Annotated in this window: 23 protein-coding genes; 10 read left to right on the forward strand and 13 right to left on the reverse strand. The window is 69.6% G+C overall.

The genetic code is table 11. The features are described from left to right. The first annotated feature begins 62 nt into the window (after positions 1-62). Complete coding sequence (locus EIZ45_RS03920; protein WP_134661929.1) at positions 63-920, forward strand: alpha/beta fold hydrolase; 858 nt, start codon at positions 63-65, stop codon at positions 918-920. Here EIZ45_RS03920 and EIZ45_RS03925 read toward each other — a convergent pair. Next, the gene (locus EIZ45_RS03925) at positions 910-1,671 is read right to left on the reverse strand and encodes a 2-keto-4-pentenoate hydratase (protein WP_051728617.1); all 762 of its coding nucleotides are present in this window, start codon (positions 1,669-1,671) and stop codon (positions 910-912) included. The genes EIZ45_RS03920 and EIZ45_RS03925 overlap by 11 nt on opposite strands. Continuing rightward, a complete protein-coding gene (locus EIZ45_RS03930; protein WP_037808043.1) occupies positions 1,668-2,465 on the reverse strand; it encodes a 2-keto-4-pentenoate hydratase in 798 nt (265 codons plus the stop codon). The genes EIZ45_RS03925 and EIZ45_RS03930 overlap by 4 nt, the downstream gene beginning before the upstream one ends. Before the next feature lie 152 nt (positions 2,466-2,617). Between EIZ45_RS03930 and EIZ45_RS03935 the strand changes: the two genes are divergently transcribed. The 3 genes from EIZ45_RS03935 to EIZ45_RS03945 are packed head-to-tail and all read left to right on the forward strand — an operon-like array spanning position 2,618 to position 4,173. Then, positions 2,618-3,121 carry a VOC family protein gene (locus tag EIZ45_RS03935; RefSeq protein WP_037808045.1) on the forward strand — a complete coding sequence of 168 codons (504 nt, stop codon included), beginning with the start codon at positions 2,618-2,620 and terminating at the stop codon, positions 3,119-3,121. 42 nt (positions 3,122-3,163) lie between these two features. Continuing rightward, positions 3,164-3,730, forward strand: coding sequence for a hypothetical protein (locus tag EIZ45_RS03940; protein ID WP_043827220.1), 567 nt, complete (start codon positions 3,164-3,166; stop codon positions 3,728-3,730). A 41-nt stretch (positions 3,731-3,771) separates the two neighbouring features. Continuing rightward, positions 3,772-4,173: a CoA-binding protein gene (locus tag EIZ45_RS03945; RefSeq protein WP_043827219.1), complete on the forward strand. Its 402-nt coding sequence runs from the start codon at positions 3,772-3,774 to the stop codon at positions 4,171-4,173. Here EIZ45_RS03945 and EIZ45_RS03950 read toward each other — a convergent pair. Genes EIZ45_RS03950 through EIZ45_RS03970 form a run of 5 tightly spaced genes read right to left on the reverse strand, consistent with a single transcriptional unit; the run spans position 4,162 to position 8,716 of the window. Further along, positions 4,162-4,704 carry a chloramphenicol phosphotransferase CPT family protein gene (locus EIZ45_RS03950; protein ID WP_043827218.1) on the reverse strand — a complete coding sequence of 181 codons (543 nt, stop codon included), beginning with the start codon at positions 4,702-4,704 and terminating at the stop codon, positions 4,162-4,164. The two genes, EIZ45_RS03945 and EIZ45_RS03950, sit on opposite strands and share 12 nt — an antisense overlap. Then, positions 4,701-5,369, reverse strand: a complete 669-nt coding sequence (locus EIZ45_RS03955) for a response regulator transcription factor (RefSeq protein ID WP_009084133.1) — start codon at positions 5,367-5,369, stop codon at positions 4,701-4,703. The genes EIZ45_RS03950 and EIZ45_RS03955 overlap by 4 nt, the downstream gene beginning before the upstream one ends. A gap of 2 nt (positions 5,370-5,371) precedes the next feature. Next, complete coding sequence (locus tag EIZ45_RS03960; protein WP_037808055.1) at positions 5,372-6,730, reverse strand: HAMP domain-containing sensor histidine kinase; 1,359 nt, start codon at positions 6,728-6,730, stop codon at positions 5,372-5,374. Between the two features lie 59 nt (positions 6,731-6,789). Continuing rightward, the gene (locus tag EIZ45_RS03965) at positions 6,790-7,497 is read right to left on the reverse strand and encodes a type 1 glutamine amidotransferase (RefSeq protein WP_037808058.1); all 708 of its coding nucleotides are present in this window, start codon (positions 7,495-7,497) and stop codon (positions 6,790-6,792) included. After that, positions 7,490-8,716, reverse strand: a complete 1,227-nt coding sequence (locus EIZ45_RS03970; protein WP_037808061.1) for a MurT ligase domain-containing protein — start codon at positions 8,714-8,716, stop codon at positions 7,490-7,492. The genes EIZ45_RS03965 and EIZ45_RS03970 overlap by 8 nt, the downstream gene beginning before the upstream one ends. A 242-nt stretch (positions 8,717-8,958) precedes the next feature. Between EIZ45_RS03970 and EIZ45_RS03975 the strand changes: the two genes are divergently transcribed. Next, on the forward strand, positions 8,959-9,738 hold the full coding sequence (locus EIZ45_RS03975) for an IclR family transcriptional regulator (RefSeq protein ID WP_081684630.1): 780 nt from the start codon (positions 8,959-8,961) through the stop codon (positions 9,736-9,738). A 303-nt stretch (positions 9,739-10,041) separates the two neighbouring features. Here EIZ45_RS03975 and EIZ45_RS03980 read toward each other — a convergent pair whose 3' ends face one another. From EIZ45_RS03980 to EIZ45_RS03990, 3 genes are read right to left on the reverse strand one after another with little or no spacing between them, the layout of a single operon-like run. Continuing rightward, positions 10,042-11,319, reverse strand: a complete 1,278-nt coding sequence (locus EIZ45_RS03980; RefSeq protein WP_043827217.1) for an RNA polymerase sigma factor — start codon at positions 11,317-11,319, stop codon at positions 10,042-10,044. A 54-nt stretch (positions 11,320-11,373) separates the two neighbouring features. After that, positions 11,374-11,730 carry a YciI family protein gene (locus tag EIZ45_RS03985; RefSeq protein ID WP_134661930.1) on the reverse strand — a complete coding sequence of 119 codons (357 nt, stop codon included), beginning with the start codon at positions 11,728-11,730 and terminating at the stop codon, positions 11,374-11,376. Further along, entirely contained in the window at positions 11,730-12,155 is a 426-nt protein-coding gene (locus EIZ45_RS03990) for a YciI family protein (RefSeq protein ID WP_043827215.1), read from the reverse strand. Before EIZ45_RS03990 ends, EIZ45_RS03985 begins: the two co-directional genes overlap by 1 nt. A 153-nt stretch (positions 12,156-12,308) precedes the next feature. Between EIZ45_RS03990 and EIZ45_RS03995 the strand changes: the two genes are divergently transcribed. Beyond that, positions 12,309-13,289, forward strand: a complete 981-nt coding sequence (locus EIZ45_RS03995; protein ID WP_106961127.1) for a small ribosomal subunit Rsm22 family protein — start codon at positions 12,309-12,311, stop codon at positions 13,287-13,289. A gap of 86 nt (positions 13,290-13,375) precedes the next feature. Beyond that, positions 13,376-14,134: a maleylpyruvate isomerase family mycothiol-dependent enzyme gene (locus EIZ45_RS04000; RefSeq protein ID WP_134661931.1), complete on the forward strand. Its 759-nt coding sequence runs from the start codon at positions 13,376-13,378 to the stop codon at positions 14,132-14,134. Between the two features lie 5 nt (positions 14,135-14,139). Here EIZ45_RS04000 and EIZ45_RS04005 read toward each other — a convergent pair whose 3' ends face one another. Then, the gene (locus EIZ45_RS04005; RefSeq protein ID WP_134661932.1) at positions 14,140-15,411 is read right to left on the reverse strand and encodes a cytochrome P450; all 1,272 of its coding nucleotides are present in this window, start codon (positions 15,409-15,411) and stop codon (positions 14,140-14,142) included. Positions 15,412-15,458: 47 nt separating this feature from the next. Here EIZ45_RS04005 and EIZ45_RS04010 point away from each other — a divergent pair, with 47 nt between their 5' ends. Together EIZ45_RS04010 and EIZ45_RS04015 are read left to right on the forward strand one after the other, a co-directional pair. Then, positions 15,459-16,187, forward strand: a complete 729-nt coding sequence (locus EIZ45_RS04010) for an alpha/beta fold hydrolase (RefSeq protein WP_134661933.1) — start codon at positions 15,459-15,461, stop codon at positions 16,185-16,187. Between the two features lie 21 nt (positions 16,188-16,208). Further along, entirely contained in the window at positions 16,209-17,033 is an 825-nt protein-coding gene (locus EIZ45_RS04015; protein ID WP_043827210.1) for an acyl-CoA thioesterase II, read from the forward strand. Between the two features lie 20 nt (positions 17,034-17,053). Here the strand turns inward: EIZ45_RS04015 and EIZ45_RS04020 are convergent, their stop codons facing one another. Further along, positions 17,054-17,608, reverse strand: a complete 555-nt coding sequence (locus tag EIZ45_RS04020; RefSeq protein ID WP_134661934.1) for a hypothetical protein — start codon at positions 17,606-17,608, stop codon at positions 17,054-17,056. 327 nt (positions 17,609-17,935) lie between these two features. Between EIZ45_RS04020 and EIZ45_RS04025 the strand changes: the two genes are divergently transcribed. Then, positions 17,936-18,148 carry a hypothetical protein gene (locus tag EIZ45_RS04025; protein ID WP_037354589.1) on the forward strand — a complete coding sequence of 71 codons (213 nt, stop codon included), beginning with the start codon at positions 17,936-17,938 and terminating at the stop codon, positions 18,146-18,148. A 466-nt stretch (positions 18,149-18,614) separates the two neighbouring features. Here EIZ45_RS04025 and EIZ45_RS04030 read toward each other — a convergent pair whose 3' ends face one another. Then, complete coding sequence (locus EIZ45_RS04030) at positions 18,615-19,160, reverse strand: TetR/AcrR family transcriptional regulator (RefSeq protein WP_134662156.1); 546 nt, start codon at positions 19,158-19,160, stop codon at positions 18,615-18,617. Positions 19,161-19,284: the final 124 nt, after the last annotated feature.

Raw genomic sequence — 19,284 nt, forward strand, 5'->3', positions numbered from 1 at the left:
CGCTCTAGCGGGAGAGTACCCGGACGGCGGCGACCGGCCAAGCCGTGCGCGAAACTGGAGCCATGACCGAGCAGACCATCGAGGCCGACGGCATCACCCTGTGCCACGAATCCTTCGGCGATCCGGCCGCGCCGCCGTTGCTGCTGGTGATGGGCCTCGCCGCGCCGATGATCTGGTGGGACGACGAGTTCTGCACCCAGCTCGCCGAGGCCGGTTTCCACGTGCACCGGTTCGACAACCGCGACGTCGGACGTTCGCAGTGGTGGACCGGCCGGGCCAGCCTGCCGCTCGCGTACTTCCTGCGGTCCGCGCCGTACTCGCTCGGCGACCTGGCCGACGACGCGGGCAAACTGCTCGACGCACTCGGCATCGAGCGCGCGCACGTCGTCGGCACGTCGATGGGCGGGATGATCGCGCAGGAGTTCGCGATCCGGCAGCCGCAACGCGTCCGGACGCTGACCTCGATCATGTCGACCACCGGCGCGCGGACCGTCGGTCTGCCCAGCCCGCGGGCCGCGCTCGCGATGCTGGCTCCGGGACCGCGCACGCGCGAGGACTACGTGACGCAGCTGGTACGCACGTCAAAGCTGATCGGCTCGCGCGAGTACCTGTTCGACGAGGACCATTTCCGCCAGCGCGCGGAACGCACGTACGACCGTGGCCTCAACCCGGCGGGTGTGTTCCGGCAGCTCGCCGCGATCCTGTCCTCCCGCGACCGGACCGCCGACCTGCGCCGGCTTTCCGTGCCGTCCCTGGTGATTCACGGTACGGCCGATCCGCTCGTGCACGTGTCCGGCGGCCGCGCGACGGCCCGCGCGCTGGGTGCGGACCTCGACCTCATCCCAGGGATGGGACACGACCTGCCGCGCGAGGTGTGGCCGCGAGTGATCGCCGGGATCAAACGGCTCGCTACCCGCTGATCGTCACCGAGCCCAGGTTCGAGAAGTGCGCGGCGACGCGGGAGCCGGGCCGCAGTTCGACGGCGTCGGTCATCCCGCCGGTCAGCACGAGCCAGCCTGCCTCCAGCGCCAATCCGCGTGCGGCCAGCGAATTCGCCGCCAGCGCCAACGCCTCGGCCGGGTGCCCCTGCACGGCGGCACCGGTCGCGGTGTCGACGATCTGACCGTCCACTTCGAGCAGCGCGGCTTCCAGCGAAAGGTCCAAAGAGGACGGTGGACGGCCGACCGAGCCGAGCCCGAACAGCGCCGACGAACCGTTGTCCGCGACGACGTCCGGCAACGTGAAACGGTAGTCGCGGTAACGGCTGTCGATGATCTCGATTCCGCCGTACACCTGGGAAACCGCCGCGAGCGCAGTGGCCGCGGTGACGCCAGGACCGGCGAGCCGCTCGCCGAGCACGAACACCAATTCCGGTTCCGCGCGCGGGTGGATGAGCTGCGGCGTCGGCGCGCCCGCGGGCAGCACCATCGCGTCGGTCAGCCACGCGAGCAGAGGCTCCTCGACGCCCATCCGCTGCTGCTTCGCGCGCGACGTGAGCCCGAGCTTCACCCCGATCAGCGTCTCGCCGCGTTCCTGGCGCAGCCGCAAAGCCTCGTCCTGGATCGCGTACGCCGTGGCGAGGTCGAGGTCTGCCCAGGTGTCGGTGAGCTGCGCGCCTTCGTCCGTCCGGTTGAGCAAATCCTGCGCTGCGGCAACGATTTCGGCGGTCACTTGTCCTCCTCCGGCGCGAACACCGCGGTCACACTGCCCAGTCCGGCCATGGTCGCCACGACGGTGTCGCCGGGGCGGACGGTCTGCGCGGCGGTCATCGAACCGGGCAGCACGACGTGGCCGGGCTCCAGCGTCACGCCGAGCGGGCCGACCGTGTTGGCCAGCCAGACCAAGGCGTTGATCGGCGAACCCAGCACCGCACCGCCCGCGCCGGTGGCCGCGAGCTGACCGTTGACGTGCAGCGTGCAGCCGGCGAGCCGCAGGTCGACGTCGCGCAGATTGGTCGGGCTGCTGCCGAGGATGACGCCGCCGGACGACGCGTTGTCCGCGACGGTGTCGAAGATCGAGATTTTCCAGTCGCGGACCCGCGAGTCGACGATCTCCAGCGACGGAAGCACGAAGTCGACCGCGCGGACGGCGTCGGCGACGGTCACGCCCGGACCGCGCAGCGGCGCGCCGAGCACGAACGCGATCTCCGGTTCGATGCGCGGCTGCAGGAACCGCGTCGTCGGGATCGGCTGGTGTTCGAGCAGGAACATCGAGCTGGTGAGGTGCCCGAAGTCGGGCTGGTTCACGCCCATCTGGCGCTGCATCGCCGCGGAGGCGAGGCCGACCTTGTGGCCGCGCACCACGTCGCCCGCCGCCACCCACGCGCGGACTTGCTCCTGTTGCACGCGGTAGGCGTCTTCGACGGTCGCGTCGGGGAAGGTCTTCACGAGCGGATCGATCGGCTCGCGTCGCTCGTACGCGCTTGTCAGCAGCGCGACGGCGTCCTGCAGCTCAGCGGGTTCCACGGGTCGGACTCTGCCTGACCGAGCCGCCCGCGCCAACCCGGTCGTTCCATTCACCGGTACGAGCCACTTCTCTCGCTCGCTAATCTCTTGCGCGCGAGAGTTTGTCGGCGTACCGTACTTCGTGTTGGCTCCCAGAGAGGACGTGACCCGCGATGGCACCCACCGAGACCGAAGTCGCCCAGCTCGCGCAGACCCGCGACCGGCTGCGGGAGCAGCATTTGCACCCGGCGGAGGAACGTCCGGCGACCGTCGGCCGCGGCATCCACCACACCGCGCTGCTGTCCAGCGACGTCGAGCGGACGATCACCTTCTACCAGGACATTCTCGGCTTCCCGCTCACCGAGCTGATCGAAAACCGCGACTACCCGGGGTCGAGCCACTTCTTCTTCGACGTCGGCAACGGCAACGCGGTCGCGTTCTTCGACCTGCCCGGCCTCGACCTCGGCCCGTACGCGGAGGTGCTCGGCGGCCTGCACCACCTGGCCCTGTCGCTCACCCCGGAAGCGTGGGCGGGCGCGCGCTCCCGGCTCGACGCCGCCGGCGTGAAGTACCAGGAAGAGAGCGGCACGTCGATCTACTTCGCGGACCCGGACGGTGCCCGGATCGAGCTGATCGCGGACGACCTCGGCGAGATGTACGGGTCGAAGATCGGCTGAACCACTGGACTCGGTGCGCCGCCGGGTTCAGAGTGTGGGCCCATGGGCGACTGGGCGGCTTCGCGGCAGAAAGCACGGCTCGACCGGCGGGAAGCGATCGACGAGCTGATCGCGCGGGTCCGCTTCGAGGTGCGGCTGCACCTGGCGGAACCGACCGCGATCAGCCGGTACGACGAGCTCGCCGAGGTGTTCGCCCTCGGCCACAGCGAGTGTGCAGCGCTGCTGGCGCACCGGCGGTTGCTGCCGTGGTGGGAGCGACGGCTGCTCACGCGGTTCGCACGTCGGCTGCACGGCCGCGCGATCGTGGGCAGTGTCGCGGACGTGCCCGCGGGCGAGCCGGTCGCTGGTGCTTTTCGCGCGGAGATCAGCCGTCTCCTTCCGGACGCGGGTGATACCGGTGCCCGCTATGACCTGCAAGGACGCGGTCTGCTGACTGTCTTTCGGCTAGCGCTCGGCGCCCGCGGCGAAGTGTGGCCGGACCGGAACGAAGTCGCGTCCACCGTCGCGCGCAATGTTTTGGCCTGCAGCTCCGCGTTCCTGCGGCGGTCGCCGTGGCACGTGCTATGGCCGGTGTATCGCGTCCGCGGGCTGCGGCTGTGGCGGTTGTGACGCGGCGGAATCGTTCGCTGGGTCGGGATGTTGAGGAGAGTATGAAGCCTGAAGAGATCCTCGCTGGTGCGCGCACGATCGCTGTGGTCGGCCTGAGCCGTGACCCGGGCAAGGCCGCGCACGGCGTACCGGCTTCGCTGCAAGCGCACGGTTTCCGGATCATCCCGGTGCATCCGTCGGCGACTGAACTGCTCGGGGAGAAGGCTTACCGGTCGCTGGAGGAGATTCCGGAACTGGTGGATCTGGTGGACGTCTTCCGCCCTGCCGAGGAAGCACCGGACATCGCCCGTTCCGCGGTGGCGATCGGGGCTAAGGCGTTGTGGCTGCAGCAGGGGATCGTGTCGGCGGAGGCGCGGAAGATCGCTTCGGAGGCCGGGCTGGAGTATGTCGAGGACCGGTGCACTGCCGTGGTGCGGGCGGTGGCGGGGATTTCACTGAATTAACCGGGCGAACGCTTGGGAACGCCCTGGTTTCGCGATGAAGTCCGCGATTGTTTGTGCGCATTCTTTCGGGCTGTGCACTGACGTGTCGCATTCGATGTCGTAACCGCCGTGGGCGTGCACGATCGGATACTGCCGCTCTGCCAGACCGGCGGGGCGGTCGCCTCGCGCCTGCTCGCGCCGCTTTAGCTCTGGCAGCGGGCAATGCACACCTACGAAGGTAACTTCCTGCTCCCGCAACACTTCCAGGCAGTCGGCAAGCCAGTGCGGCCGGAGTACGTGGTCGGCGATCACGCCGTTACCCGCCGCCGCGAGCCCGGCCAGCATGCGGTGGTAGCCGCGCACCGTCCGTTCGAAAACCGCGTCGAACTCCGGCGTGCCGAATTCGGGGGTCCGTGTCCGCGACCGCATGCTGTTGACCGCGTCTCGCGGCAGGCAGAAATAGGGACCCGGCAGCAAATCCAGCAGTTCCGCCGCGATGCTCGACTTGCCGGAACTGGACGTACCGTTGAGGAAAATGACGTGTCCGCTCATCCGACGAGCCGGTAGCCCACCCCGCGCACCGTCTCGATCGTCCGCGTCCCGAACGGCGCGTCGATCTTCCGCCGCAAATACCCCACATAAACCTCGACCACGTTCTCGTCCCCCTCGTAATGCGCGTCCCAAACGTGTCCGAGGATCTCGTTCTTCGTCAACGCCGCACCCTGCCGCCGCAGCAGAAACTCCAGCAACCCGAACTCCCGCGCGGTCAGCTCGATCCGCGTCTCTCCCCTGTGGACAGTGCGCGCAGCCGGATCGAGCTGCAGATCACCAGCGGTCAACACCGCCGGGCGAGCTGGTGCGCCCCGGCGGAGCAACGCCCGGAGCCGAGCCAGCAAAACGACGAACGAGAACGGTTTCGAGAGATAATCGTCCGCGCCGAGGTCGAATGCGTCCGCCTCGTCGTACTCGCCGTCCTTCGCCGTGAGCATCAGCACCGGCGTCCAATTCTCCGCTGCCCGCAAGCGTTTCAGCACTTCATAACCGGAAAGCTCGGGAAGCATGATGTCGAGCACCACGGCGTCGTAATCGTGCTCCATCGCCGACCAGAGCCCGTCCCGGCCGGTGTGCGCCACGTTCACCGTGAACCCCTCGGCGACCAGGCCGCGGCGAAGGGTTTCGGCGAACTCCAGCTCGTCCTCCACGATCAGCAACCGCATGCTCAGTCCTCCTCGATCCGGGGCAGTTCGATGCTCGGCAGTTCGATCACGAAGTGCGCGCCCGGGTAACTCGGGTCGGCGACGTCGACGTACCGCGCGCGGCCGCCGTGCCGGGCCGCGATGCCGGCCACGATCGACAGGCCCAGTCCGGTCCCGCCGCGCCGCCGCGAAGCGTCCAGCCGCACGAACCGCTCGAACACTCGCTCCCGGTCGCCCTCGGCGACGCCCGGGCCGTCGTCGCTCACCTCCACGACGACCATCTCATCTTGCACCGAACTCGCAATCCGGATCCGCTCGCGCGCGTGCCCGCACGCGTTGTCGACGAGGTTGCGTACGGCGCGACGCAGCTGCGCCTCACTGCCACGCACCTTCGCCGGTCCGGCGCGCACTTCGATTTCGACAGCCGCTTCGCCGCGTACGCGTTCAGCTTCCGCGCGAACGATGTCGTCCAGATCGACTTCGGTACGCGCGGGCCGGTCGGTGGCGTCGTCGGTGCGCGCGAGCATCAGGAGGTCGTCGACCAGCTCTCGCAGGCGCGCGGTCTCGCGGGTAATCACCGGCACCAATTCGTCGGTGGTCTCGGGGTGCTGGTTTGAAACGTCGAGCGCGGTGCTGATGGTCGACAGCGGCGAGCGCAGCTCGTGACTCGCGTCGGCGACGAAGCGGCGTTGCGCGGCCTGTGCGGACCCAAGCCGCTCAAGCATCTCGTTGAGCGTGACAGCGAGCCGGTGCACCTCGTCGCCGCCAGGCGGCAGCGGTACGCGCAACGCGAGGTCGCGCGTCGAAATCTCAGCGACAGTGCGCCGCATCCGCTCCACTGGGCGCAGCGCAGAGCCGACAGAGCGGTACACCGCGAAGCCAGCGATACCGAGCAGCGGCAGCGAGATCAGCCCTAACAACAGCGTAAGCCGAGCTGAGGCTTCGGTGACCGGCTCTAGGGACCGTGCGGAGATGACGGTGAACGGTCCGCCCGGCCCGTTGACGCCTTCCGAAACCAAGCGGTAGTCGCTGCCGTCGCCGTCTAAGCCGAGCGGCAGTGTCTCGACGGTCTCCTGTCCCGGAGCCGGGCGCGCGGCGGTGATAGCCGGACGGCCGACGATCGCCGGGTCGCTCGCGATAGGCGTGCTTCGCGGCCCGAGGACCTGCGTCACGGCTTCAGTGTCCCCAGTGCTCGCGACGTCGCTCGGGGACAGGTCTCGCGCGCCCGCGCGCACGAGTTGGACAGCAACCTGCCTCGCGGTACTTCGCGCGCTCTCGGTGACGCTTCGGTCGAGGGACTGTTGCAGCAACAGCACCACGACGACGCACGCGGTCGCGATGGCCAACGCGAGCGCGAGCACGGCAACCCCGGTTGTCCGCATCCGGACACCTGCGGCAGCGAGAAGTCTCACGCACGCAGCGTAACGAGCGCGAAGGGACGTCATCGGGCGCGGCGTGCGGCCAGCCGTTCCGAGCGCAGCGTGTCCACCTCAGTCAGGTCCAACGGCTTCAGCGCATGGCCGAGCACCCACGACAACAGCAGGTCAGCCAGCTCGGGATTGCGCGCCAGCGCCGGGCCGTGGAGGTAGGTGCCGAGCACGTGATCGGTGACCGCGCCCTCAGTGCCGTCGCCGTTGCCCGTGCCCCGGACGACGCGGCCCAGCGGTGCGCTGCCCGGGCCGAGCACACTCGCGCCCTGATGGTTCTCGAAGCCGGTCAACGGCGTCTCGAGCAGGTTCGGTTCGACGATCAGCTCAGCCACCGCACGCTGCTCCGCCGGCTCGGTGACGAGGTCGAGCAGTCCCAGCCCAGCGTGTTCGATGCCGTCGACGCCGCGGAAACGCTTGCCGAGAATCTGCAGACCCGCGCACACCCCGAACACCGGGCGTCCCGCATTCGCCGCGCTGCGCAGCCCCGCCGAGTTGCGCAGGAAGTCCGCGGCCAGCACCTGCGCCATGTCCTCGCCGCCGCCGAGCAGGTAGAGGTCCAAAGTGGACGGTACCTCGGAGTCCAGCGAAACCGGCACCACCTCGGCGTCGTAACCGCGCCACTGCAAGCGTTTGCAGAGCACCTGTGCGTTGCCGGAATCGCCGTAGGTCCCCAGCACCTCGGGGAGCAACAAGCCGATGCCGACGGTCGAATCAGACATCGGGCAACCGGTCCACCAGGTCGCGGAAGGCGGTGTAGTTCGCGACGAGTTCGACCCCGCCCGGCGGCAGCGTGTCGATCGCGCTGACCGGATCCGGGGCCGACCAATGCGGCACCTCGGCGTAGCAAAGCCGCACCGCGAGGTCCGCCGACCGCTCGCCGGCCACGACGACCTGACGGCCCCGCAGCCGCTCGAAGTGCACGTCCCAGAGCCACGACAGGTCGCGGCCGTCCGCCTCGTGCGCGTTGACCGCGACGACGACCGGAGTGTCCTCGTCGAGCACGCGCAACGTTTCGGCCCAGCCAGCCGGATTTTTCGCAAGCATGAGCCGAACCGAATGCCGGGTGCGGCGAATCGTGCGGTAGCGGCCGCCGATGTCGGTGATTGTGCGCAGCCGCGCCGCGGCGGTGTGCGGCGGCACGCCTACGCAGTGCGCGGCAGCGAGTGCGAGAGCGGCGTTCGCCCGGTTGGCCTCGCCGGGCAGCCGCAGGTCGAGGTCGACTTGCCGCCCGCCGGGCGTGTGGACCAGGTCGCCGTCGAGGGTCCAGGTCGGCTCCGGGCGAGCGAAAGCGCACACCGCGCAACGCCATTCGCGATCGGTGTGCGTGATCGCGCCGCCGCAGCGCGGGCAGGAGACGGAATCGCCCGACCAGCGCCGTCCGGTGCCGACCCACACCGGGCGCGCCGCCGCGGCGGCCGCCGACGTGACCAGCACGTCGTCGCAGTTCGCGACCACGACCGTGCGCGACAGACCGGCGAAGGCGGCGCGGAGGTCGCGCTCCATCATCCGGACCTCGCCGACGCGGTCGAGCTGGTCACGGCTGAGGTTGAGCAGCACGAGCGCCGCGGGCTGCACCTGCTCGGCCACCCACGGAACGTAGGTTTCGTCCACCTCCAGCACCGCGTACGGCGCGTCGGGACTGGCGGCGAGCGCGGCCACCAGACCGTCGGGCATGTTCGCGCCGTCGCCGTTGTGCGCGACTTCGGCGAGGGCTTCGAGCGCGCGGGTCAGCATCAGCGACGTGGTGGTTTTGCCGTTCGTGCCGGTGACGATCACGACCGTGCGGTCGCGGCCGAGCCTGCGCAACGCCTTGGGGTCGAGCCGCAGCGTGACGCGGCCGCCGATCACCCCGCCGCGGCCCAGCCGGGCGGTACGGGAAAACCACGCGGTCAGCCGCCCGGCGGCGACCGACGCCCGGGTGCGCAGACGTGTGGACATCACCCAAACCGTGCGGCACGGGCGCTGTGATTTTCCTGAGAGGGTGACTCCAGTCTCCGTTACCCTTTGTAAGCACTCTTACCGATCGGAGGTTGAACCATTCGGCGCAACCTTGACCTTGCACAATGACAGAGTTCGGTCAAGATCTTCCGTCCATACATCGGAGGTGTTAGCGTCCAACCCCGCTTGATGGCACCACGCACCGGTGACCGGGAACGCAGAGCGACAGGCGGAGGGCGAACGTGGACGCAGCAGCACGCGGGCTGGACCAAAGCGGCACCCTGGAGCGCGGGCTGGCGGTGCTCGAACACGTCGGGCAGCACCAGGAAATTTCCACGAACGCGCTCGCCCGGCAACTGGGTTTGTCCCGCAGCGCCGCCTACCGGATCGTCGGCACGCTGAAGCGGCTGGAGTACCTGGAGGCCGACACTGTCACCGGACGCGTGCGGCTCGGCACCCGGCTGGTCGAACTGGGCGCCCGCGCGATGGCGGCGACCGACCTGCACCGCTGCGCGCCGCGGTATCTCACCGCGCTGGCCGAGCGGTCCGGGGAGACGACGTACCTCGCGGTGCCGGACAACGACGCGATGGTCTACGTCGCGACCGAACGCAGCGCCAGCGCGGTCACGCTGTCCTGCCGCCTCGGCACTCGACGGCCGCAGCACGCGACGTCGCTGGGCAAGGCCTGGCTGGCCGCGTTGCCGGAGGCTGACCGGGTGGAGCGCGTGCGCCGGATGAAGCTGGACAGCCTCACCCTCAAGACCATCAACGACCCGGTCCGGTTGCTGGACGAACTGGCGCGCACCCGGCGGCGCGGCTGGGCCGTCGACGACCTGGAGAACGAGCCCGACGTCGGCTGCGTCGCAGCGGCCGTGCGGGACCACTCGGGCCGTCCGATCGCGGCGATCAGCGTCGCCGGGCCGGCTCCCCGCGTGATGCGCCGGGCGGACGAGCTGGGCGCGACGGTCGCCGGGACCGCAGCCGCGTTGTCGATGCGGCTGGGGTACGTCCGGAACCGCTGAGGCCTTCGGTCTTAGCCGCGGACACCGGCTAGTCGCGGATCCTCGCGGCGGCAGTACGAGCCGTCTCATTCCAGCCAAGCAGAGACGTCGGATGAGCGCCCCGGACGGCCGAGGCATGCCGCCTTTCACCGGATCGGGTCGGACGGCCGGTTTCCATCTTCGCTACCTGCGGAAACAGGTTATCCACAGGCGTGTCGACTTGTGGACAACCCTGGGGATGGCTGATGGCGACGGCGGGAATTGTCGGCGTGGTGGTGGACCGTTGCGGGCATGTCGATCACTGCCGCACCGCACGGTGCCCCGCTACCTCGTTCCCGCTTCCAGCTTGCTGCACGACTCGGCCCGTCCCAGCAGCAGCACGCGCTCCCGTTCGTTGCCGGTCATCTTCGCCGCGCGCTCGAACTCGGCGCGCGCCTCGTCCCGGCGGCCCAGTTTGTACAGAAAATCGCCGCGCACGCTCGGCAGCAGGTGGTAGTTCTTCAGCGCGGGCTCAGTCAGCAATTTGTCCACCAGCGCGAGCCCGGCTTCCGGCCCCTCGGCCATCGAGACCGCGACGGCCCGGTTCAGCTCGACCACCGGAGACGGCGTGAGCTGCGCAAGGCCCGCGTACAGGGCCGCGATCCGCGCCCAGTCGGTCTCTTCCGGTGCGACCGCGACGGCGTGGCACGCGGCGATCGCGGCCTGCGCGGAATACGGCCCGTACGTGCCGTCCGCCAGCCGTTCGGACCGGGCCAGCGCGGTGAGGCCGCGCTGGATCAGCAGGCGGTCCCAGCGGCTGCGGTCCTGGTCCATCAGCAGCACCGGTTCGCCGTTCGTGCCGGTGCGCGCCGCCGAGCGCGACGCCTGGATTTCCATCAGCGCGACCAGTCCGTGCACTTCCGGTTCGGCGGGCATCAGTCCGGCCAGCACCCGGCCGAGCCGCAACGCGTCCTCGCACAGCGCGGGCCGCATCCAGTCGTCGCCGCGCGTAGCGGAATAGCCCTCGTTGAAGATCAGGTAGATCACTTCGAGCACGGCCGGGACCCGCGCCACGCGTTCGTCTCCGACCGGCGTTTCGAACGGCACCTTGGCCTCGGCGAGCGTCTTCTTCGCCCGCACGATGCGTTGCGCGACAGTGGATTCCTTCACCAGGAACGCGCGGGCGATCTCGTCGGTGCTGAGCCCGCCGAGCATGCGCAGCGTGAGCGCCACCCGCGCCTGGGTGGACAGCACCGGATGGCACGCGGTGAACACCAGCCGCAGCAGGTCGTCCTCGATCTGCTCGTCGTCGAGCACGGCGTCGAAGTCGGGCAGCACGCCCTCGCCGAGCTGTTCGGCTTCCCGCCCGATCTCGTCCAGCTTGCGGCCGAGGGTTTCGTTCCGCCGGAACAGGTCGATGGCCCGCCGCTTCGCGATCGTCATCAGCCAGGCGCCCGGGTTGCGCGGCACCCCGGTTTCCGGCCACTGCTCGAGCGCGGCGACGAGCGCGTCCTGCGCCAGCTCCTCGGCGAGGCCCACGTCGCGGGTCATCCGCGCGAGACCGGCGATCACTCTCGCCGACTCGATCCGCCAAACGGCCTCTACCGCACTTCGCGTGTCCACCGGCCCATCAGACCGGCCCGGCCCGCCCGAGGCAACCCTCGGGCGGGCACGACGTCACAGCTCGCCGGACATCGGGCGGATCTCGACGGTGCCTGCCTGCCGGTCCGGATTGGGCGCCCTCTTCATCAACTCGACGATTTCGGCGAGCGACTCCCCCTCCAGAATCCACACACCGGCGACGAGTTCCTTGGTCTCGGCGAACGGGCCGTCGACCACGCTCGGCTCCGCCTCGCCGTCGAACCACAGCAGCCGGGCGCCTTCCGCGCTGGGCGTCAGTCCGGCCGCCTGCACGAGGTGACCGGATTCGGCGAGTTCCTCGTTGAACCGGCCCATCTGCTCGAGCAATTCGGCGCTCGGCGCAGCTCCCGCCTCCGATTCCTGGCTGGCTTTCACCAGCACCATGAACCGCATCAGTTCTGCGCAGCCTGCTCGCGCAGCTTCTCTTCGGCCTCTCGCAGTTCCGGGGTGAGGTTGTCGCCGAAGTCCTCGGCGTCGAAGATCCGCCGGATCTCGATCTCGTGGTGCGCCCCGTCGGTGTTGGGCACCCGCTTGATCCACTCCACGGCTTCCTCGAGCGAACGGACCTGGAGGATCCAGAACCCGGCGATCAGCTCCTTGGTCTCCGCGAACGGACCGTCGACCACGCTGGGCTCGCTGTCCCCGGAGAACTTCACCCGGGCGCCCTCGGAGCTGGGCGCCAGTCCCTCGCCCGCGAGCATTACGCCGGCCTTCACGAGTTCCTCGTTGAACTTGCCCATCTCGGCGAGCAGCTCGGTGCTGGGCATCTGGCCCGCTTCGCTCTCTTCGCTGGCCTTCATGATCACCATGAATCGCATCTTCGGTTCCCCTTCGCTCTCGGCTTGCTTCCACCACTGCGTCGAACGGGCCGGGGCCGGATCGACAAGGTCTTCGAACTTTTTTTCTCGTCGCGAAACTAGCAGGTCAGGCGAACCTCGGAGGACAAATCGGGCGTGGGAGAATCGTTGTCCGTGGCAGTACTCCCCGAAGCTCTCCGCGCCGCGCTCGACGACGAGCTGGCCCGGTTCCCCGAATCCCGGCTCGCGCAGGCCGTGGACCGGCTCAGCAAGCGTTATCGACAAGGTGACTCGGCGACGTCGCCGATCCTCTCTTCGGAGCTGGATGTCGCCGCGTACGCCGGGTACCGGATGCCGGCGACGTACGCGGCGGTCAGCGCGGTGCTGGGCGAGGTGGCTGCCGCCGCGCCCGGTTTCGTGCCGAAGACGCACGTCGACATCGGCGGCGGCACCGGAGCAGCAGTGTGGGCCGCGGCCGACGTCTGGCCGTCGCTGGAGAAGTGCACTGTCCTGGAGCAGGTGGCGGCCGCGCTGGCGCTGGGACGCAAGCTGGCGGCGAACGCCGACGAGCCGGCCGTCCGCACCGCGGTCTGGCAGCGCGGACTGGTCGATTCCGCGTCCGCGGCGCCGGAGGCCGATCTGGTCACGCTCTCGTACGTGCTCGGCGAGCTTCCCGAACGCGGCCGTGCCGACGTCGTCCAATGGCTCGCCGCGAAGGCCGGCACGGTCGTGCTCATCGAGCCCGGCACGCCAGCGGGGTTCGCGCGGATCCGCGAGGCTCGCGAAGTTCTGCGCGAGATGGGCCGCAGCGTGGTGGCGCCGTGCCCGCACGATGACGTCTGCCCGATCAAACCGGGCGAGGACTGGTGCCATTTCTCCGCACGGCTTCCCCGAAGCGGGGTGCACCGGCGGATCAAATCCGGCACGCTGGGATTCGAGGACGAGAAGTTCTCGTACGTGGCGGCCACGTCGGCACCGGTCGACCGTCCGTCGGCCCGGATCATCCGGCATCCGCGCAAGCACAAGGGGTTCGTGCAACTCGACCTCTGCACCGCCGACGGGCTCGCGCCCGGCACCGTCGTGTCGAAGCGGCACGGCGTGCGGTACCGCGCCGCTCGCGACGCGGAATGGGGAGACGCCTGGAGCGTGGAGTAACCCGGCTTCCCCGGTCGCGATGTCTGGATGGCCGCGTCGGCTCCGACTGTCTGGTGTCAGCGGATCTGAACCGGAGAGGACACCACATGGACTTCCACGAGCGTTGCGCCGAGATCCTGCGGCAGACGGAACTGCTCGCCGCGGCTGTCGAAGGCGCGGACCGGACGGTGCGGGTCGCGGCCTGCCCGGAGTGGGATCTCGGACAGTTGCTCGATCACGTCAGCACCGGGCACCGGTGGGCGGAAGAGACCGTGCGGACGCGGGCCGACCATTGGCTGCCGGAGGACCGGCTCCAGAACCCGGTGAGCACCCCGAGACCGGCGTCGTGGCTCATGGACGGGGCGAAGGCGTTGGTGGCGACGCTGCGCGAAGCGGGTCCGGACGCGGAGGTGTTCACGCCGGTCCCGAACGGACCGCCCCGGGCAGCGTTCTACGCGCGCCGGTTCATGAACGAGACACTGATCCACCGCGCCGACGCGACGCTGGCCGCGGGCGGGGAATTCACCGTCACGCCGGAAGTCGCGCACGACGCGATGGAGGAATGGCTGGAACTCGGGTCGCTGCCGCAATTGCTGGAGTACGTACCCCAACGCCGCGAGCTGCTCGGCCCGGACCGCACGATCCACCTCGCGCCGACCGACCACGCGGCGTCCTGGACGGTCGACCTCACCGGCGATCAGCTGGCCTGGCATCCGGGTCCGCCGGCGGACGCGGCGGCCACCGCGTCCGCACCGCTGGGCGACCTGCTGCTGATGGTCTACGGCAGGCTGTCGCCGGAGATCGCGCACCGCACCGGCGACACGGAATACCTGGACCGCTGGCTTTCGCTCGTCGGGTTCGGCTGAGCCGGTCAGTCCCAGCGGATCGGGAGGCTCTTGATCCCGTTCTGGAAGTTCGACCGCAGCCGGCGGGGTTCGCCCGCGAGACGGACCTCGCCGAGCTGGTCGAATACCGCCGCGAACAACGCGCGCATCTGCATCCGCGCGAGATGCGAACCGAGACAGAAATGCGGGCCGTGACCGAACGTCAGGTGTTCGCTCGGCGCGCGCGTCACGTCGAACACGTCCGGATCGGGAAAGACGGTCTCGTCGCGGTTGGCCGAGGAGAACCACACCACGACCTTGTCCCCGGCCTTGATGTCCACATCGGACAGTCGAGTGTCCTGGGTCGCGGTGCGGCGGAAGTGCATCACCGGCGTGTGCCAGCGCAGCATCTCTTCGACCGCACCGGGAAGCAGGCTGCGGTCGTCGAGAAGCTTGCGGTACTGCTCGGGATGCGCGAGCAACGCGGCCATCCCGCCGGGCAGGCCGTTGCGCAGGGTTTCGTTGCCCGCTACGGAAAACAGCCAGAAAAGGTTCTCGAACTCCTCGATCGACACGCGGCCGCCGTCGTCGTCCACGTAACGCATCAGGTTGCTCATCACGTCGTCGCCGGGGTGCTCGCGTTTGTGCTCGCCAAGCGCGTGCGCGTAGGCGTAGAGGTCCGGCATTCCGGCGCGGCTGCGCGGATCCGGCATCTGGCCGCCCGGACCGGGTTCCGGACGCACGGCCAGCGCGGCACGGGCGAGGTCGGTGACGTCGTCGGCGTTGACGGTCGCGCTCACCGCGTATTCGGCGTCCTGGAAGCCGATCACGCGGTTGCTCCAGTCGAACATCAGCCGGCGATCCTGTTCGGGCACGCCGAACACCTCGGCGAGCGTGAGCAACGGCAGATCGGCGGCGATGTCCTTGGCGAAATCGCATGCGCCGCGATCGGCCACCGCCGCGACGAGATCCCGCGCCCAGCCTTCGATCCGTTCCGTGATCCGGCCGACCGCGCGCGGGGTGAACGCCTTCGTGAGCAGCCCGCGCAGCCTGCCGTGCTCGGGCGGGTCCATGTTGAGCATCATCCGGCGCACGTACCGCAGATCCTCCGCGCTGGCCGGGTCGCGGATCTGCGTGCCGCCGAGCTGCGACGAAAACACCGCCGGGGTGCGGAGCACGTGCCGCACGTCGGCGTGGCGCAGCACCGCCCAGAAGTCGCCGATCCGCGTCACCGGCGTTTCCCGGCGCAGACGGGCAAGCAGGTCGTATGGCACGCCCGTGACGTAGGTGTCCGGGTCGGCGATGACAGCACTCGACACGTTCCGACCCTAGCCCCGAGACCGCCGCCTGCGGAAAGATCCGTCCGGTGGAAAAGCTGAAGCTGCGCGTCACCGGACAAGGCGGACCGCCGGTCCTGCTCCTGCACGGGCTCGGCGCCACCGGCGCGGTCTGGGACGGCCTCGCCGGGCTGCTCGACCAGCGGCTGCTCGCCCCGGACCTGCCCGGCCACGGCGGCTCGCCGCGACTGCCCGAGTACACGTTCGAGGCGCTCGCGGCCGCGGTCGCCGACGCGCTGGACGAGCCCGGCCCGGTCGCCGTCCTCGGCCATTCGCTCGGCGGGGTCGTCGCGCTGGAGCTGGCGAGCGGCCGCTACGGGCTCGACGTCAGCAGCGTGCTGGCGGTGGGCATCAAGGTGGAGTGGAGCGAAGACGACCTGGCCCGTGCCGCCGCGATGGCAACCCGTCCGCCGCGGCTGTTCACCACTCGAGAGGAGGCCGAAACCGCCTACCTGAAGATCTCCGGGCTGACCGGCCTGGCCCCGGCAGATCCCGACGGCGTCACCGAAACCGCGGACGGCTGGCGGCTGGCCCTGGACTCGCCCGCCTTCGGCGTCGGCCGCCCGGACATGCCGAGCCTGCTGGCGGCCGCGCGCTGCCCTGTGGTGCTCGCCACCGGGGAGAACGATCCGATGTGCCGTCCCGAGCAGCTGCGGGCCCTTGTTCCCGAGGCAGTGGTCCTGTCCGGGCTCGGGCACAACGCGCACGTCGAGGACCCGGCGGCGGTGGCGGCGCTGCTCACCCCGCGAAGCGACTGAGCAGGCGCTTAGACTGGCCGGGTGACGACGATCGATCCGACCCGGACCGGGCTAGACCAGCTGCTGAAGCTCGAACCGCTCGAGCTGAACCTGTTCCGCGGCTGGTGCCACCAGGGTTCGCCGCAGCGGGCGTTCGGCGGTCAGGTCGCGGCGCAGGCGCTCACCGCGGCCGGCGCGACCGTGCCCGCGGCGCGGCACGTGCATTCGCTGCACGGCTATTTCATCCGCGGCGGGCGCACCGACATGCCGATCATCTACGAGGTCGAGCGCACTCGTGACGGCGGTTCGTTCACCACGCGCCGGGTCGTCGCGATCCAGAACGGCGAGAGCATTTTCAGCCTGTCCGCGTCGTTCCAGACCGAGGCGGACAGCAGTGCGCACCAGGCGCGGATGCCGGACGTCCCCGCCCCGGACGAGGCGGGCGTCGTCGAGCAGGACCGCTCGCCGATCGTCCTGTCCGCCATCGAGGTCCGCTTCGTCAGCAGCCCGGAAACCGGCCTCCCCGACACCGGCCGCGGCCCGCGTCAGCAGATCTGGGTCCGGGCGAAAGACGCGCTGCCGGACGCCCCGCTGGCGCACGTCTGCGCGCTCACCTACATCTCCGACATCCGCCTGGCAGGCACCGCCCTGCTGCCCCACCGCGACGACCCGGGCGAACCGCAGCTGACGTCGCTGGACCACGCGGTGTGGTTCCACCGCCCGTTCCGCGCGGACGAATGGCTGCTGTTCGACATGGAAAGCCCCAGCTACGCGAACACCCGAGGCCTGACCCACGGCGAATTCTTCACCACCGACGGACGGCTCGTGGCCTCAGTGACCCAGGAAGTGCTGCTGCGCAGGCGCTGACTCAGTCCGATGTAGACAGTTCAGCCAAGCCGCACCCGCACCGGCCCGGCAGGCTCGGCGGCAACCTCGGCGACCGGCTCGCGCAGCACCTTCGACAACTGCCACGCCTCGAGCCCGGCGAGAACAGTGTTCGCGACAACAAGCACCAAGTACAACCCGGCCTGCACCGAAAGCCGGAACGGATGCTGGTCGGAAGCCCCGGCCAGCAACGAAATGTGGCACGCGACCACGACCGCCATCGACGCCGCGGACAACCCGCCCAGCACGATGAGCAACACCCGCAGCACCCGCGTGCGCCGCCAGTTCAGGTAGCCGGTCTGGACCAACCCCGGCGTGCTGACCATGACCAGCCCGCAGCCGTACCCGGAAAACCCGCCGACCACGCCGCCGCCCGCGACCAGCGCGGTAGTCAGGTGATACGAAACCGGAACCCGGTAGGCGGCGAGGATCGCGGCCACGCAGACCAGCAGCCCCAACGGCAGGTGCGGCCAGCCGTACCAGGGAAGCCGCCGCTCCATCCGGAGAATCGTCGGCAGATCGATGTCGCGGTACGCCTCGGGGTCGCGCAAAGCCATTCGCACCGTTCCTCTCGTCCCGGAAACCCCCGGTGTGTGCGCGGTGACCGGCGAAGCCTAGGGCAGGCCGCCCGACCGTGCAAAATCCACCCGAACCCGCCGCTGAGCGGGACCAGGTCACCGCCCCTTACTTTCGCACCCGGCCCCCAACCCGTCCGCCCGGCTGGGCAGACCGCGTGACCCACGCCACCCGTCGGCCCGCGCGCATCCTCCCGACCAGCAGGAATTATCCCGGAATCCGCATTCACTTCTTGCGCTTCCTCCGGGGTTGTCCCGGGATGTCCGGTAGAGCGATTTTCTGTCGGTGGTGCAAGTTAGGCTGCAGGCATGAACACCGACGAACCCACCGTCGCCGCCGAAGATCTCGCCCAAGGCCAGTGGTTCTGGCACGAACCCGCTCCCGGCCTGCGTTCCTGGCCGCTGCAGGTGGCCACGGCCGAGATCCTGGAAGACGCAGTCCGCATCATCACCACCGACGAGGTCCGGGAACTGGTCTCGTACGCCCGCGACCGCCGGGTCCGCCTGGCCGTCGCCTCCTGAGCCACAACACCAACAGCACCACCACTGGGGAATCTGGGGGACCGGGCCGGCCGCATCCGCGAGCGGCCCGTCCAATATGGACACCACGTCCGACGCTCCGGCTTTCGGCCGGATCTCACGCTGAATCTCCTGAACTTTTCGGCAGGGCTTGCTGCTCTGTCCTCACGCCGTGTGTCCGCGACACGACGCACTCCGCTCACGCCGCGTATTTGCTGCACGCATATCCGCCTCGCCACGTCCGCGGCGATCGCTGTCTCGCGCTGCCGTCTCGGCGCTGCACCGCGCCTGCCGCAGCTCACCAACCACGTCGCGATCGGTGCCGTAGCGCGGGAACCCGTTGCCTCGCAAGCAGAACTCACTCGCGTCGCTCGCCGATTATGCGTGAAAAGCAGGCACCACCGCGTTGCCCGACCAACCGGAAAGCCGCCCGCCGACCTCCGCTCGGCGCGATCAGCCGCGGCCAGGGTCAGCGGGAAAGAACTCCTTGCAGCAGGACATCCAAGAGATGCCGAGCGCGGGAATCCCACTCGTCCTCGTCCAGGCGCGTCAGATAGCCCGACAAGATGAACAGGTCCCGGGCGTCGATGTCGGGGCGGATGGATCCTTCGGCTTTTCCGGCGTCGAGCAGGAGGGTGATGGCGTCGCCGAGCGGGCCGTGGCTTTCTTCGGACAGGCCTTTCCACACCGCGGTTTCCAGTGCCGCGAAGACGCCGCGTTTGACTCGCGCGTATTCGGCGATCCGGTCGAACCAGCGGGACAGCGCCTCGACCGGTTCACACGCGGCCAGCAGTTCCGGAGCCAGCGCGACCAGGTCCTCCACCTCCTGCCGGTACACCTCGGCGAGCAGCTCCTCGCGTGTGGGGAAGTGCCGGTAGAGCGTTCCCTGCCCGACTCCGGCCGACTTGGCGACCGCGTTCAGGCGCAACTCTCCCGAGGAGGCGATCGCCTCGCGCGCGATCTCGACGATCCGCTCCCGGTTCTCCCGGGCGTCGGCCCGCTGAGCCGCGCTCATCGCCTGTGACCGGTACCTGTGGAAACGCACATACCGCAACGTTATCGCGGACCCTGCGAGAGCTGCATAATCTGCGGACCAAACGCTCCGTGGGGAAGGACAGCGCCCCCATCGGTCGATGACC

Source organism: Amycolatopsis sp. CFH S0740 (assembly GCF_004522315.1).
In the GTDB taxonomy this organism is placed as follows: Bacteria; Actinomycetota; Actinomycetes; order Mycobacteriales; family Pseudonocardiaceae; genus Amycolatopsis; species Amycolatopsis nivea.